16 protein-coding genes are annotated in these 13,531 nt (G+C 64.8%); 6 read left to right on the top strand and 10 right to left on the bottom strand.

Annotation, left to right across the window (positions count from 1 at the left end; genetic code table 11):
• The first annotated feature begins 3 nt into the window (after window positions 1–3).
• Window positions 4–1,560, top strand: coding sequence for a S8 family serine peptidase (locus tag WDB71_RS09105; RefSeq protein WP_341501270.1), 1,557 nt, complete (start codon window positions 4–6; stop codon window positions 1,558–1,560).
• A gap of 34 nt (window positions 1,561–1,594) precedes the next feature.
• Here WDB71_RS09105 and WDB71_RS09110 read toward each other — a convergent pair whose 3' ends face one another.
• On the bottom strand, window positions 1,595–2,008 hold the full coding sequence (locus tag WDB71_RS09110; protein WP_341501271.1) for a CBS domain-containing protein: 414 nt from the start codon (window positions 2,006–2,008) through the stop codon (window positions 1,595–1,597).
• A gap of 101 nt (window positions 2,009–2,109) precedes the next feature.
• Between WDB71_RS09110 and WDB71_RS09115 the strand changes: the two genes are divergently transcribed.
• Entirely contained in the window at window positions 2,110–2,931 is an 822-nt protein-coding gene (locus WDB71_RS09115; RefSeq protein WP_341501272.1) for a M90 family metallopeptidase, read from the top strand.
• 4 nt (window positions 2,932–2,935) lie between these two features.
• Here WDB71_RS09115 and WDB71_RS09120 read toward each other — a convergent pair whose 3' ends face one another.
• The 3 genes from WDB71_RS09120 to WDB71_RS09130 are packed head-to-tail and all read right to left on the bottom strand — an operon-like array spanning window position 2,936 to window position 5,641.
• Window positions 2,936–3,298: a hypothetical protein gene (locus WDB71_RS09120; RefSeq protein WP_341501273.1), complete on the bottom strand. Its 363-nt coding sequence runs from the start codon at window positions 3,296–3,298 to the stop codon at window positions 2,936–2,938.
• 52 nt (window positions 3,299–3,350) lie between these two features.
• Window positions 3,351–4,280 (bottom strand): CorA family divalent cation transporter, encoded by a 930-nt coding sequence (locus tag WDB71_RS09125; protein WP_341501274.1) that lies wholly within the window; start codon window positions 4,278–4,280, stop codon window positions 3,351–3,353.
• Entirely contained in the window at window positions 4,280–5,641 is a 1,362-nt protein-coding gene (locus WDB71_RS09130; RefSeq protein ID WP_341501275.1) for a class II fumarate hydratase, read from the bottom strand. Before WDB71_RS09130 ends, WDB71_RS09125 begins: the two co-directional genes overlap by 1 nt.
• A gap of 283 nt (window positions 5,642–5,924) precedes the next feature.
• Between WDB71_RS09130 and WDB71_RS09135 the strand changes: the two genes are divergently transcribed.
• Genes WDB71_RS09135 through WDB71_RS09145 form a run of 3 tightly spaced genes read left to right on the top strand, consistent with a single transcriptional unit; the run spans window position 5,925 to window position 6,987 of the window.
• Entirely contained in the window at window positions 5,925–6,656 is a 732-nt protein-coding gene (locus WDB71_RS09135; protein WP_341501276.1) for a hypothetical protein, read from the top strand.
• Entirely contained in the window at window positions 6,653–6,829 is a 177-nt protein-coding gene (locus WDB71_RS09140; RefSeq protein WP_341501277.1) for a hypothetical protein, read from the top strand. The genes WDB71_RS09135 and WDB71_RS09140 overlap by 4 nt, the downstream gene beginning before the upstream one ends.
• Window positions 6,823–6,987 (top strand): hypothetical protein, encoded by a 165-nt coding sequence (locus WDB71_RS09145; RefSeq protein WP_341501278.1) that lies wholly within the window; start codon window positions 6,823–6,825, stop codon window positions 6,985–6,987. Before WDB71_RS09140 ends, WDB71_RS09145 begins: the two co-directional genes overlap by 7 nt.
• Here the strand turns inward: WDB71_RS09145 and WDB71_RS09150 are convergent.
• The 3 genes from WDB71_RS09150 to fabV all read right to left on the bottom strand — a co-directional run bounded on the left by WDB71_RS09150 (window position 6,984) and on the right by fabV (window position 10,055).
• Window positions 6,984–7,748 (bottom strand): transporter substrate-binding domain-containing protein, encoded by a 765-nt coding sequence (locus WDB71_RS09150; protein WP_341501279.1) that lies wholly within the window; start codon window positions 7,746–7,748, stop codon window positions 6,984–6,986. The genes WDB71_RS09145 and WDB71_RS09150 overlap by 4 nt on opposite strands.
• Window positions 7,749–7,883: 135 nt before the next feature.
• Window positions 7,884–8,729, bottom strand: a complete 846-nt coding sequence (locus WDB71_RS09155; RefSeq protein ID WP_341501280.1) for a glycerophosphodiester phosphodiesterase family protein — start codon at window positions 8,727–8,729, stop codon at window positions 7,884–7,886.
• A gap of 123 nt (window positions 8,730–8,852) precedes the next feature.
• Window positions 8,853–10,055, bottom strand: coding sequence for an enoyl-ACP reductase FabV (gene fabV / locus WDB71_RS09160; protein WP_341501281.1), 1,203 nt, complete (start codon window positions 10,053–10,055; stop codon window positions 8,853–8,855).
• 298 nt (window positions 10,056–10,353) lie between these two features.
• On the opposite strand from fabV, the gene WDB71_RS09165 reads away from it, so the two are divergent.
• Window positions 10,354–10,668, top strand: a complete 315-nt coding sequence (locus tag WDB71_RS09165) for a hypothetical protein (protein ID WP_341501282.1) — start codon at window positions 10,354–10,356, stop codon at window positions 10,666–10,668.
• A 140-nt stretch (window positions 10,669–10,808) separates the two neighbouring features.
• On the opposite strand, the gene WDB71_RS09170 is transcribed toward WDB71_RS09165, so the two are convergent.
• The 3 genes from WDB71_RS09170 to WDB71_RS09180 form a co-directional block, all read right to left on the bottom strand.
• The gene (locus WDB71_RS09170; protein ID WP_341501283.1) at window positions 10,809–11,033 is read right to left on the bottom strand and encodes a hypothetical protein; all 225 of its coding nucleotides are present in this window, start codon (window positions 11,031–11,033) and stop codon (window positions 10,809–10,811) included.
• A gap of 111 nt (window positions 11,034–11,144) precedes the next feature.
• Window positions 11,145–12,221 (bottom strand): glutathione S-transferase family protein, encoded by a 1,077-nt coding sequence (locus WDB71_RS09175; protein WP_341501284.1) that lies wholly within the window; start codon window positions 12,219–12,221, stop codon window positions 11,145–11,147.
• A gap of 147 nt (window positions 12,222–12,368) precedes the next feature.
• Complete coding sequence (locus WDB71_RS09180; protein ID WP_341501285.1) at window positions 12,369–13,373, bottom strand: isoaspartyl peptidase/L-asparaginase; 1,005 nt, start codon at window positions 13,371–13,373, stop codon at window positions 12,369–12,371.
• Between the last annotated feature and the right edge of the window lie 158 nt (window positions 13,374–13,531).

Here is a 13,531-nt window from a genome sequence, read left to right on the forward strand (position 1 = left end):
ACTATGAACAAGCAACAATCGCTGCTGGCGGCCGCCATTGCCGCCACCCTCGCCCTGCCCGCCGTCGCCGCCGAGCCCCTGCCCATGGTGGTGGAATACAAGCCCGGCAAGGCCGACAACCTCAAGGCCGCCCTGGCGGCGCACGGCATAGAGGTGCGCCGTGATCTGGCCGCCTTCAACAGCCTGTCGCTGCGCCTGGACAGGTCCCAGTTCAAGGCCCTGGCCGGGCTGGACGGTATCGCCGGCCTCTATCCGGACGTGCCGCGCCGGCTGCTGGCCGAAGGCAGTGCCTCGGTGGAGGTTTCCCCCTACGGCATCGCCATGACCCAGGCCGACCAGCTCGACTACCTGGGCGGCAAGAAGGTCTGCATCGTCGATACCGGCTTCGCCTACGGCCACCCGGATCTGCCGGACGCCACCGTTGACGGCGCGCCGGACGGCGGCGCAGGCCCCTGGGATCAGGACGGCCATGGCCACGGTACCCATGTGGCCGGCACCATAGCCGCCACCGGTGGCAACGGCATCGGCGTGGTGGGCGTGAACGCCACCGGCGCCATGGAGCTGCATATCGTGCGGGTCTTCGATGACGGCGGCGGCTTCGCCTACGCCTCGGATCTGGCCGGTGCCGTCAACGACTGCGTCGCCGGCGGCGCCGACGTGATTTCCATGAGCCTGGGGGGCGCCCTGGAAAGCCGCCTGGAAGCCAGGGCCATGGACAGGGCCGCCAAGGCCGGGGTACTGCTGATCGCCGCCGCCGGTAACGACGGCAATGCCACTCACTCCTACCCGGCCTCCTACGACAGCGTGATGTCGGTGGCGGCCGTGGACGGCGGTGGCAACCACGCCGACTTCTCCCAGCGTACCGCCCAGGTGGAAATAGCCGCACCCGGGGTGGCGGTGCTGTCTACCGTGCCCGAGGGCATGGGCTCGGGGGGCATGGCCGGTGTCAGCCAGGACGGCATGGGCTACGAGGCCAACGCCATGGAAGGCTCCGCCTTTGGCGATGTCACGGCGCCCCTGGCCGATTGCGGCCTGGGCACCGAGAGCTGCGGTGACGTCAGCGGCCAGATCTGCCTGATCGAACGCGGCGAGATCAGCTTTGCCGACAAGGTGGCCCAGTGCCAGGCGGACGGCGGCGTCGGCGCCATCGTCTACAACAACGCCCCGGGCAATTTCAGCGGCACCCTGGGCGGCAGCAGCCCGCTGATGGCGGTCTCGGTCAGCCAGGCCGACGGCCTGGCCCTGCTGGCCAAGGCCGGCATGGACACCAGCCTGACGGTGGCGCCGATGACCGACTACGGCTACATGTCCGGCACCTCCATGGCCACCCCCCATGTGTCCGGCGTGGCGGCCCTGGTCTGGAGCCACTTCCCAGAGTGCGGCGCCAACGACATCCGCCTGGCCCTGCGGGCATCGGCCCAGGACCTTGGCGAGGGTGGCTACGACTACCGCTTCGGCTGGGGGCTGGTGCAGGCCAAGGACGCCTATGACTACCTGATGGCCAACGGCTGCAAGGGCGGCGGCGGCAAGATCAGGGGCGGCGACGGCAGCCCCCGTTAAGGGCAGTAAAAAAGCGGCCCTCGGGCCGCTTTTGCTATCCTGCCTTGTAGCATTCGTGCAGCTGGCTGTCCATGGCCCGAAGCACGTCACGGCGGCTGATCACGCCGACCAGCTTGCCCTCGTCCAACACAGGGTAGATCTTGGGTTTCTGGCCGGTCATGCGTTCGGCCAGGGCCAGCACCGAGTCGTCCGGCTCGCACCAGAGCACGTCTTTTCGCATCACGTCCGAGACCTTGCCGACCAGCTCGCAGTGATAGCTGGATTCCAGCAGTAGGCGCAGGAAGTCCTGCTCCGAGGCAAAGCCCACCAGGTTGCCGGCCCCATCCACCACCGGGGCGCCGATCTGCTTGACGGACAGCAGCCTTTCCACGGCGGCGGCAATGCTCATGTCCTCCATCAACACCACGGGGTGGCGCTGCATGTAGTCGCTGACGACCAAGGATTTCATCATGTCTCCCCTTGAGTAACACTCCCTTTAAGCATAGCCGGTCGTTGTTTTCTTGAGTCATAGTCCCCATAACCAGGTCAAAGACTTAGAGGATTTTTGGCTTGGCTATCTTCACCCTGCTTCTCGCCGCCGCTTTGCTGATCGCCTGGTTCCTGGCCGGGGACAAAGTGCTGGCCGCCTATTACCGCAGCCGGGAGCGCGCCTTGGGTCCAACCGAGCGTGCCCAGCTGGCTCGGGACATGCCGCTGTTCCCTGCCCTGCCGGAGCAGTTGCAGCACAAGCTGCTGGGGCTAGTCAGCCAGTTCCTGGCCCGTACCCGCTTCGTGGGCTGCGCCGGCCTGACCGTGACCGAACGGATGAAGAACCTGGTGGCGGCCCAGGCCTGCCTGCTGCTGCTGGGCCGGGACGAGCTGGCCTATCCCGGGGTCAGCACCGTCTACCTGTACCCGGACGACTTCCTGACCCCCCACGAGCTGCACCTGCCCGGCGGCGTGGTGGACGTGCGCGAGAAACGGCTGTCGGGGGAGTCCTGGCCGGACGGCCGGGTGGTGTTGTCCTGGGCCAGCTGCAAGCGCTCGGCGGCCAACCCCTTCGACGGCGAGAACCTGATCTTCCACGAGTTCGCCCACCAGCTGGATCAGGCCAAGGGCCAGGCCACGGGTGCGCCGCTGCAGGCCAGCCTGGACGATGCCAGGGCCTGGCAGCAGGTGTTCCTGGAGTCCTACGACCGCCACTGCCGGGCGGTGGAGCTGGGGGTGAACGACCTCATCGACGGCTACGGCGCCCAGAGCCCGGTGGAATTCTTTGCGGTGGTGACGGAAGTATTCTTCGAAAAAGCCGCGGCCCTGGCAGAAGCAGAACCGCGGCTTTATGAGCAGTTACGCCAGTTCTACGGGCTGGATCCCCGCTACTGGCAGCCCTGAAGGCTTAGTGCTCGCAGCTGTCGTCGCACTGGTGGTCGTCGGCCTCGAGGATCTGCACCAGATTGGCCTTGTCGAAGATGCGTACCCGGCGCAGGGGCATGGTCTCGTCTTCCAGGGCCCGGAAGATGCCGCGGGCCTCGCGGTGGAAGCGGCTCAGGTTGACGTCGCGCTGAGACAGGTTGGTCACCAGCATGGTGGCGCCCTCGGGGCGGATCAGCAGGTGATCGCCCTTCTCCCAACCGAAGTCGGCGATGGCCTCAGGGCTGAGGGTGAGCTCGTCTTCACCCAGGATCACATAGGCCGGCTCCTGGTGGTCCATGGCCGGACGGTTCACCACGGTTTTTCCCTGTTGTCTCGGTTTCAGCATCTTTGACTCCAAAAAAGGCATCTGCCATCAATTCGCCGCCAATGATAACCACTTAGAACCAGCGCCGCCACCACATTGCCAGGGTGCCCAGGCCGAACAGGGCCACCATAATCAGGCTCACCCACTCCCAGCCCCTCGGATCGTCCAGCCAGGGCAAGCCGCCCACGTTCATGCCGAAGAAGCCGGTGACCACCGACATGGGCAGGAACAGCACCGTGATGATGGACAGGAAGTAGAGGATGCGGTTCATGGACACCTGGCGGGCGGCGTCCATGTCGTCGCGCAGCAGCTTGGCCCGTTCCCTGAGCAGCACCAGCAGATCCAGCACCCGCTGCATGCGATCGTCCACCTCCAGCAGCAGGCGCACCGCCTGGCGGGGCAGCTCCTCGGCGCCGTCGTCCACCAGCTCGGTAAGCACCCGCTGCTGGGGCTCCAGATAACGGCGCAGCGCCAGCAGATCCTGTTCCAGCACCAGCAGCCGGGTACGGCTGTCGCGGCCTTTCTTCAGCCAGAGCGATTCCAGCTCGCCCATTTCATCGCCCAGGCCGTGCAGGTGGCCGTCCGCCCCCTTGATCAGCGACTTCATCAGCTCCCCCAGCACCGCCCAGGTGTCCTTCTGCCTGGGGCCGGCGGACAGCAGCTGCTGGACCCGCACCACCGAGCGCAGGCCCTGGCCGGCCAGGGTAATGAGGTGCTGGTCGTTGATCAGGCAGCGCAGCGACACCATGTCCTCGGCCTCCTTGCCGGGGTTGAAGTTGATGCCCTTGAGGATCAGCAGCAGCCCACCCTCTTCCAGTTGGAAGCGCGGCCTGGCCTCTTCGGCCAGGGCCGCCTCCACCAGGTGGGCCGGGAAATACCGCTCCAGTCGCTGCTGGATGCCCTCCCTGTTGCGGTCCAGGTGCAGCCACAGGGGGGCGGCGTCTTCGGGCAGCCGCTCCGGCTCCAGTGCCTGGACCGGCGCCAGGGCAAAGGCCAATTCCATCAATCTTCGTCCTTGTTGCAGAGTTTTCGGGGATCGAGCAGCTTTTTCAGCCTGGCCTCGGGGATGTCGGTCTTTTCCAAGGCCACCTCCAGGATGGGCCGGCCCTCGGCGTAGGCCTGCTTGGCGATGGCCGCCGCCTGCTGGTAGCCGATCTCGGCGTTCAGCGCCGTCACCAGTATGGGGTTGCGGTCCAGGCTGGCGTTGATCTTGTCCTGGTCCACCTCGAAGCCGGCGATGGCCTTGTCGCCGAGATGGTCGCAGGCATTGGCCAGCCAGTCCACCATGTTGTTCAGGTTCAGCGCCAGCAGCGGCAGCATCACGTTGAGCTGGAAGCTGCCGCTCTGGGCGGCCACGGCGTTGGCGTTGTCCAGGCCCATCACCTGGACGCTGACCATGGCCACCGCCTCCGGGATCACCGGGTTGACCTTGCCGGGCATGATGCTGGAGCCGGGCTGCAGGGCCGGCAGGCGGATCTCGCCAAGGCCGGCCAGGGGCCCGGAGTTCATCCAGCGCAGGTCGTTGCTGATCTTCATCAGCACCACCGCCAGTTGGCGCAGGGCGCCGGAGGCGGCCAGGGACGCCTCCTGGGCGGCCATCTGGGCGAAGGGCCAGGGATGGGGATCCACCCTCAGCCCCAGGCGCTTGCTGAGCCGGGTGCAGACACCCGAGGCCAGCCTGGGATGGGCGTTGATGCCGGTACCCACGGCGGTGCCGCCCAGGGGCAGCTGGCCCAGCCGGGGCTCCAGCTGGCGCAGCTCGGCCTCCACCGCCTCCAGCTGCACCTGCCAGGTGGTCAGCTCCTGGCCCAGGGTCAGGGGCATGGCGTCCATCAGGTGGGTACGGCCGGTCTTGACGACGTCCTGGAGCGACTTAGCCTTCTGCTCCAGGGTGCGGCACAGCCTGTCCAGGGCCGGCAGCAGTGTCCTGGCGATGCCCAGCAGCACCGACAGCTGCAGGGCCGAGGGCACGGTGTCGTTGGAGCTCTGGCCCATGTTGACGTGGTCATTGGGATGCACCCCCTGCCCGGCCAGGCGCGCCAGCACTTCGTTGACGTTCATGTTGCTGGAGGTGCCGGAGCCGGTTTGGAACACGTCCACGGCGAAGGCCTGGCGCGGCTTTTCCGCCAGCACCTGATCGGCGGCGGCGATGATGGCCTCGGCCTGGTCCTGCGCCAGCAAGCCCAGGGCCTCGTGGGTCTGGGCGGCGGCGCGCTTGATCTCCACCAGGGCAGTAATGAAGCGCCAGGGCATGGCCTGGCCGGAGATCTGGAAGTTGTCGAGGGCGCGCTGGGTCTGGGCGCCGTAGAGGGCATCATCGGGCAGGGTGACGCTGCCCATGGAGTCGATTTCGGTGCGGCTCATGATAGGTCCTGTGGGTGGCGGATAGCCTCAGTGTAGTTGCCCGCCCAGGCAGGCCCCAAGCCGGTAAAATCGCTTTCTTTGATTCAGCTTTTCAATCAGTTAGGGCTTCAATGGTGGCGGCCACAGTGTCCACCGCGGCGCTGTAGAGACGGGGCCCGAGCCGCAGGGGTAGCCCTGGCAGCCAGCGGGATCAGGGAAAGGGCTTTCATGGGGTCGGCTGTCACCTGTTGTCTGGCCCTGGTGCCGGCGCTAGACTGGTCCGGCCTCAACGCAAGGACAAGCCATGACCGCCACCCCCAGCCACAGCACCCTGCTGCGCCAGTCCCGCCACTGGCTGAGCCAGGAACAGCAACGGGCCCTGCTGCCCATCATCGACTGCTGTTTCGGCGGCATAGCCCCGGAAGACTACCTGCACAAGTATTTCCTCAGCGAAGGGCCCTTCGAACGCCGCCTCAAGCTCTTTTACGACGGCAGGCAGCTGGTGGGCTACTGCCTGCTGACCTTCAGTCGCGCTTGCACCCGGGGCCGACCCCTGGTGCTGATCGGCGCCTCGGCGGCCTTCCTGCCCGCCTACCGCCACGGCAACCAGACCCTGGCGTTTTCCATTGCCGAGGCCCTGGCCTACAAGCTGCGCCACCCCCTGACCCGGGTTTATTTCGCCGACACCATGATCAGCCCGGCCATGTACAGGGTGATGGCCAAGGCCCTGGGGCTGATCTTCCCGCACCCGGAACATGAACTGGACGCCGGCGGCCGGGCCCTGCTCAAGAGCCTGCAGTGCGGCGTCATGGACCGCGAGCCCCACTGGCATCCGCACCTGTGCCGGGTCGGCCGCCAGGCCCAGTATGACGAAACCGAGCTGGCCCGCTTCCGCCAAAGCGACAAGGCGGAGATCCGCTACTACCTGGACATCAACCCGGATTTCCACCAGGGCTACGGGGTACTGGCCCTGGTGCCGGTGACCTTTGCCAACCTGCTCAAGACCTTGTGGAAGCGCCTGGGGGCCCGGCCATGAGCCCGTGGCGGAACTGGCTGCGCTGGCAAAAGGGCCGCCAGCAAAGCGGCTACGACAAGCTGCTGCTGTTGACCGGCACCTGGCCCCTGCCCTTCGACTGCTACCTGCTGCGCTTCAACGAGGGCAGCGCCATACCGCCCCATGTCGACAGGGTGGGCTCAACCTGGTGCTGAAGAAGGCCCGCCACGGCGGCGAGTTCCACTGCGCCGATCCCCTTTATGCCACGGAGCGGCTCAAGCTGTTCCGTCCGGACATCAGCGAACACTGGGTCAGCAGGGTGGAAGCGGGCAGCCGCTACCTACTCAGCATCGGCTGGGTGAGAAAGGACTAATACTCGCTGCCCAGGCGTTCCACCCGGGCCGGCGGCGTCATGCCCGGCAGCCATTTCTGGTAGATGCGGGCGAAACTGCCGTCGGCCTTGCTGGCCTCCAGGGCCTGCTGCCAGGCATCTATGGTGGCCTTGGGGGTACCCCGGGAAAAGGCGATGTAGAGGTGGTTATCCGCCACCTGGTACAGGCTCTTGACGTCGTCCTGATCGAAGCCGGCCTGCTCCAGCAGACTCGGCATGGTCAGGCTGGTGGTGCACCAGAGCTCGATGCGGCCCACCATCAGCTTCTTGGCGGACTGCAGCGGATAGGTGGTGTCTTCCAGGTTGGTAAAGCCCCGCTCGGTCAGCAGCTGCTCTTCCACGGCGCCGCGATAGACGCCGATGCGCTTGAAGCGCCTGGCGTCATCCAGGCTGTTGATGACGATGTCGCTGTCCTTGACCGCGTAGAGATCAATGGTGCCGCTGGCGATGGGACCAAGCAGGGTGAACAGCTTCTCCCGGGCCGAAGTGCGGGTCATGGCGAACAGCACCACGTTGGGGTGCTGGCGCATCATGTTCCAGCCCCGCACCCAGGGCACCACTTCGATGGGGTAGTCCTTGCCCAGCCGCCGCTGCAGATCCGCCACCACCTCCACCGCCAGGCCGGTGGGCCTGCCCCCTTCGGTGTAGCTGATGGGCTTCCATTGTTCGGTGAAAAGGCGCAGGGGCTCTTCCGCCCCCAGGGGCAGGCTACAGAGGCAGCACAACAGCAACAAAATTCGCATGGTCCTTTCCTCCAGGGCACCTGAAGGATCCCTTAGTTGCCGGCCGGAAGGCTGTCAATGCCGCGGCAAGGGTTCGGCGCCAGGCAGGCCATGACAAAAAAGGCCAGTCCGGAGACTGGCCTTTTTCGAAAGTGTTTAGTGGCTGTAGCCCACCATCATGCGCTTGAGCTTGTACTCGTCCATGATGGCATAGAGGCGGTCAGGGTAGTCGGTTTCGATGCCGTCCACCCCCAGGGCCAGCACCTTGCCCATGGCCTTGCGGGAGTGCACGCCCCAGGCGATGACCTTCATGCCCCTGTCATGGGCGCGGCGGATGAAGTCCTTGCCCAGGAAGCTGTGGTAGACCTGGATGTAATCCACGTCCATGTCCAGCGGGTTGACGCGGCGGATCTCTTCGTCCACCAGCACGTTGAAGCGCGGGGACCAGCCGAACATCACGTACAGGCGCGGCAGGCCGGGGGCCAGCTTGGAGAAGCGCTCCAGGATGGCCGGATCGAAGGACTTGATGATGACCCTGTCCTGCATCTTGTGGGTGCGGATGTGCTTGAGCACCTCACCCTCGATGCCGTCGCCGCCCACCTTCAACTCGATGATCAGCCTGGTATCGGAGTGGGATACCGCGTTCATGACCTCGGTCAGGGTGGGGATCCATTCGTCCAGGTACTGAGGACCGTACCAGGAGCCGGCATCCAGGGTGTTGAGCTGGGCCAGGGTGTACTCCGAGACCTTGCCGGCACCGTTGGTGGTCCTGTCCACCTGGCGGTCGTGGATGGCGACCAGGGCGCCATCGCGGGAACGGCGGATATCGACCTCGACCGCGTCCACGCCCAGCTTCAGGGCCTTCTGGATGGAAGAGAGGGTGTTCTCAGGCGCGTGACCGGCTGCGCCCCTGTGACCGATGACCATGGTCTTGGCCTGGGCCACGCCCACGACCAGCGTGCTTGCAAGCAGCACAAAACGGAAAAGGTTCTTGAAAACCACGTTCTGCCCCTTAGTCAAGGCTCTTTGGCCCTGTTGCTTTTTTGTTATTAATTAATGAAGGCTTAATAGTACGCAGAAAGGCGCGCGGGGTAAACACCAAGGGGGCCAGCGGCCCCCTTGTTTTTAGAGATCGATGAACTGCGTCCGGGGGTTGGGATCCACGTCGGCGTCGTAGTTCACGTCGTCCAGGCCGAAACCGAACAGCTTCAGGAATTCTTCCTTGTAGCCCTGGTAGTCGGTCAGTTCGGACAGGTTCTCGGTGGTGACCTTGTCCCACAGCTCCTGGCAGGCGTTCTGCACTTCGGCGCGCAGCTCCCAGTCGTCCATGCGGATACGGTTCATGTCGTCCACGTCGGCCGGGGCGCCTTCGGGCTTGTAGAGCTGCTCGGCGAACAGGCGGTAAACGTGCTCCATGCAGCCCTCGTGCAGGCCCTTTTCCTTCATCACCTTGTAGACGATGGCGATGTACAGGGGCATGACCGGGATGGCGGAGGAGGCCTGGGTGACCACGGACTTCAGCACGCCGACGTGGGCATTGCCGCCCTTTTCCTTGAGCATGGCGTCGATGGCGTGGGCGGCGCGATCCAGATCTTCCTTGGCCTTGCCGATGGTGCCGTGCCAGTAGATGGGCCAGGTGATCTCGGTGCCGATGTAGCTGTAGGCCACGGACTTGGCGCCGTCGGCCAGTACGCCGGCATCGTTCAGGGCGTTCATCCACAGTTCCCAGTCCTGGCCACCCATGACGGTGATGGTGTCCTGGATCTCCTGCTCGTTGGCCGGCTCCACGTCCATGGAGATGATCTGATCCTTATTGGTGTCCACGGCGGTGGCGCTGTAGGACTGGCCGATGGGCTTGAGGGTGGAGCGGACCAGCTCGCCGGTGTCTGGCAGCTTGCGTACCGGCGAGGCGATGGAGTAGACCACCAGATCGATCTGGCCCAGGTCCTCGCGGATGATGTCGATGACCTTCTGCTTGGCTTCGTGGGAGAAGGCGTCACCGTTGATGGACTTGGCGTACAGGCCCTCTTCGGTGGCTATCTTGTCGAAGGCCACGGCGTTGTAGAAGCCGGCGGTGCCGGGCTTGGTGTCGGTACCCGGCTTCTCGTAGAAGACACCCAGGGTGGCGGCACCGGCACCGAAGGCGGCGGCGATGCGGGACGGCATGCCGTAGCCACTGGAGCTACCGATCACCAGTACCCGTTTCGGGCCGTTCTCGATGGCCGGGTGTTCCTTGGTGTAGTTGATCTGCTCGCGGATGTTGGCTTCGCACCCGGCCGGATGGGCGGTGGTGCAGATAAAGCCACGGATTTTCGGTTTGATAATCATGGGGTTTCCGGTATTCCACTGGGATAACGTGGCGATGTTAGCGCAAAAACTCCAGTCTAAACATCCGACTTCCCGGGCAAAATCCACTGATTGAACCAGTTGGGCTACCAGTGCCAACGGCAATCCGATGGCACCGGCGTCAACACGAGCCACCAGGATTAACGCTTTAATTTATCTAGAAAAAAGGGTATTCGAACGTTCTGCTTCGGCAAAAAGCGGGCTGTCATCCTGCCGCCATCTATATCCTGGCGGCTATCCTTGTAGGGACGGCCGGGCGTTTTTCAGAGGGGGAGTAGCCATGGCGGTAGTCAGCATCCATTACCGTTCCAACAAGGGCCAGTCGGGCGAGCTGGTGGAAGAGGTCAACGAGACCGAGATCTGCGATGTCAGCGAGGCCGTGGTCAAGCTGGTGGTGCGGCACCTGTATCCGGAAACCAGCAGCCGCTATCCCTACCCGGAGGCGGTCCAGGATCTGCCCCAGGGCGACAGTCCCAGCGACAAGCTCAACCGCGCCATCCAGGTGGCCGAGACCCTGGGCTTTACCCAGCTCAGCTTCCGCTACCTGGAGTCGAAGTCGGCGCGCGAAGCCAAGGAGCGTTATGCCCTGCTTTAGATAAGCAGCGCCACCAAGTCTCCCAGTCGCTCGGCCAACCGGGCGGCTCCACCTTTATTCCCCTGGCCAGCTAAGGGCCCAAGCCCCGCCTCGCCACTACTCAATAACAGCAGACGCGTCCCGTTGGGATGGGAAAGCGCTTAGACGGGATCCATGGGCCGCCAGCGCCTGTCCCACCAATGGCCATGGCGCATCAGGGCGCTGCGATAATGGCGACTGAGGTAGTCTTCCAGCAGGGTATCGTCCAGCGCGATATGCAGCGCCGCCAGGCGCTGCTGGACCTTGCCGGTGGTGAATTCGTCGCTGTGGAAGTCGGCGACGATGCGGGCGATCTGGTAGCCGATGGCGGGATCTATCTGACTCATGGGAAACCACTCCAGTGAGAGACGAGACCAGCTTACTCCCTTAACCCAGCCGCATAATGATATAGCGCAAGGCCGGGCCCACCGACACGAAAATTTCATTGCCTTTTCAGATCAATTGCTTGCCCACAGGTCCGGCAGCGCTCCCTGGGGCGGCACGCCGCTGGCGGCCTCCTTGGCCAGGAACTTGAGGATCTTGGCGCAGTGGATGGCCAGCTTCTGGTCCTGGAATTCGGCCAGATCCAGGCTGCTGGCCGGGGCCTTGGCCACCGCCCTTTCCAGGCCGTTGTGGCTGTAGCTGAGCGCCTGCACGTCCTCGCCCCGGGTGCGGCACTGCACCAGGAACCCCTTGTCGCCCCTGGCCAGCCCCACCTGGGCGATGCGGTTGATGGGCAGGCGGTATTCGATGCCGCCGCGCTGGGGGTGATACCAGCGGCGCAGCACCAGGGTGTTGTGATCCAGCAGGTCCAGATCCAGCTGCAGGGGAGCGCGCTGGCCCTGGGTGAGGTGGAACAACTGCTGCAGCCGCATCACCAGTTGCCAGTGGCGGGGACCGGTGAGCCTGGTCTGCTGGGCATCCAGGGCGATCAGCTGCGCCAGGGTCTTCATGCCGGGCTGGCCCAGCACCCTGTTGATCCAGGCCTGGATACCGGGGTAAGGCGCCAGCTCGAAGCCGCCCTCGTCGGCCACATGGGTGTAGGCGAACAGGGCAATGTCGGCAATGGTGAAGCGGGCGCCGGTGATGAAGTCGTTGCCGCTCAGCACCTTCTCCATCACCGCCAGGGCCTTGTGGCCGCCTGCCTGCTTGGCCTCGAACTCGGCGCGGCGGGACTCGGGGAGGCCCTGGTATTCCTTGATGAAGCGGGCCACGGCGATGTTGGGTTCATGGCTGTACTGCTCGAAGAACAGCCACTCCATGACCTTGGCACGGCTGTAGCCCTGCTCCGGCAGCAGCGGGCTGTGCTCGGCCAGGTAACAGAGTATGGCGTTGGATTCGCACAGCACCCGGCCGTCTTCCAGCACCAGGGCCGGGATCTTGCCGTTGGGGTTGATGGACAGGAATTGCGGGGTCCGGGTTTCGCCCTTGAGGATGTCCAAATGGATCCAGTGGTGGGGGATATTCAGCAACAGCAGCAGTTGCTTGACCTTGTAGCAATTGCCGGACTTGAGGTCGCCGTACAGCTTCAACATTTCAAACCCCTTAAAGATCAAATTCTTGTTGGCATGCTTCTCGATCTTCCGCCGAGATTTGCCTTATTTGTCGGGGTCAGTGTAACGCCGGCGCCTTCAGTGCAAGCTGAACGAAACATGAAAAAGGGCGGCCTGTGCCGCCCCGTCTCAATGGCCGTAGATGGCCACCTGTCGCCCGCCCCTGCTGGAGTGGCTGGCCCGGTACATGCCCTGGGTGTTGAACGGCATGGCGATGTTGCCCTTGCCGTCGATGATGATCACCCCGCCGCTGCCGCCGGCACGGCCGATACGATCAAGGATCACTTCCCTGCCCGCCTGGTCCGCCTCCTTGCCCTGGTAGCGGATACGGGCGCAGATGTCGGCGCTGGCGTTGTAGCGGATGAAGTATTCGCCATGGCCGGTGGCGGAGACGGCGCAGACGCCGTTCTCGGCATAGGTGCCGGCGCCAATGACCGGCGAGTCGCCGATGCGGCCCCAGCGCTTGCCGGTCATACCGCCGGTGGAGGTGCCGGCAGCCAGGTTGCCATGGCCGTCCAGGGCCACGGCGCCGACGGTGCCGTACTTGTAGTCGCCGTTCAGGGGAGCGGCGGCCCGGTAGTCCCCGCCCTTGTGCTGCTGCGCCTTGAACTTGCGCAGGGACTGCAGCCGCGACTCGGTATCGAAGTGGCTGTTGGCCACTTGGGCCAGGCCCTGGGCCCTGGCGAAGGTATCGGCACCGCTGCCGGACAGCATCACGTGGGGGGAGTCGGTCATCACCTTGTGGGCGGCCAGGATGGGATTCTTGACGGTGGTGACCCCGGCCACGGCGCCGGCATCCAGGGTGCGGCCGTCCATCAGCGAGGCATCCAGTTCGTGGCGCTCGTCCCAGGTGTAGACGGCGCCCCTGCCGGCGTTGAACTGCGGCGAGTCCTCCATGACGACGATGGCCGCCTTGACCGCCTCCAGGGCCTGGCCACCGGCCTTGAGCACCGCCACACCGGCATCCAGGGCCTCACCCAGCTTGGCCTTGTAGGCCGCCTCCTGCTCGGGACTCATGTTCTCCTTCAAGATGGTACCGGCACCGCCGTGAATGGCCAGGGCAAAGTCGGCCCGGGGCTCCTCGGCGGCCAGGGGCATGGCCGCCAGGGCCAGGGTGCAAAGCAATCGTCTCATGTTGTCCCTCCTTTTTTGCCAGTGTTGCCATATCCGCCCGCCGTGGACAAGGGCGCTGCGGCAAGGGGCTTGTGACAAGCGGCTTCTAAACAGGAAGCTTCAGTAATGGGCCAGGTATATGGCTTCCAGGCCCTTCCCCCCATTAGACCAAAGTCGAA

Source organism: Gallaecimonas sp. GXIMD4217 (assembly GCF_038087665.1).
Taxonomy (GTDB): Bacteria; Pseudomonadota; Gammaproteobacteria; order Enterobacterales; family Gallaecimonadaceae; genus Gallaecimonas.

Excerpts from the sequence above, each read along its gene's own strand:
- WDB71_RS09180 (WP_341501285.1), bottom strand. The coding sequence starts at position 13,373 with ATGAGACGATTGCTTTGCACCCTGGCCCTGGCGGCCATGCCCCTGGCC.
- WDB71_RS09170 (WP_341501283.1), bottom strand. The coding sequence starts at position 11,033 with ATGAGTCAGATAGATCCCGCCATCGGCTACCAGATCGCCCGCATCGTC.
- WDB71_RS09120 (WP_341501273.1), bottom strand. The coding sequence starts at position 3,298 with ATGCTGAAACCGAGACAACAGGGAAAAACCGTGGTGAACCGTCCGGCC.
- WDB71_RS09150 (WP_341501279.1), bottom strand. The coding sequence starts at position 7,748 with ATGCGAATTTTGTTGCTGTTGTGCTGCCTCTGTAGCCTGCCCCTGGGG.
- WDB71_RS09110 (WP_341501271.1), bottom strand. The coding sequence starts at position 2,008 with ATGAAATCCTTGGTCGTCAGCGACTACATGCAGCGCCACCCCGTGGTG.
- WDB71_RS09175 (WP_341501284.1), bottom strand. The coding sequence starts at position 12,221 with ATGTTGAAGCTGTACGGCGACCTCAAGTCCGGCAATTGCTACAAGGTC.
- fabV (WP_341501281.1), bottom strand. The coding sequence starts at position 10,055 with ATGATTATCAAACCGAAAATCCGTGGCTTTATCTGCACCACCGCCCAT.
- WDB71_RS09135 (WP_341501276.1), top strand. The coding sequence starts at position 5,925 with ATGACCGCCACCCCCAGCCACAGCACCCTGCTGCGCCAGTCCCGCCAC.
- WDB71_RS09140 (WP_341501277.1), top strand. The coding sequence starts at position 6,653 with ATGAGCCCGTGGCGGAACTGGCTGCGCTGGCAAAAGGGCCGCCAGCAA.
- WDB71_RS09165 (WP_341501282.1), top strand. The coding sequence starts at position 10,354 with ATGGCGGTAGTCAGCATCCATTACCGTTCCAACAAGGGCCAGTCGGGC.
- WDB71_RS09130 (WP_341501275.1), bottom strand. The coding sequence starts at position 5,641 with ATGAGCCGCACCGAAATCGACTCCATGGGCAGCGTCACCCTGCCCGAT.
- WDB71_RS09105 (WP_341501270.1), top strand. The coding sequence starts at position 4 with ATGAACAAGCAACAATCGCTGCTGGCGGCCGCCATTGCCGCCACCCTC.
- WDB71_RS09125 (WP_341501274.1), bottom strand. The coding sequence starts at position 4,280 with ATGGAATTGGCCTTTGCCCTGGCGCCGGTCCAGGCACTGGAGCCGGAG.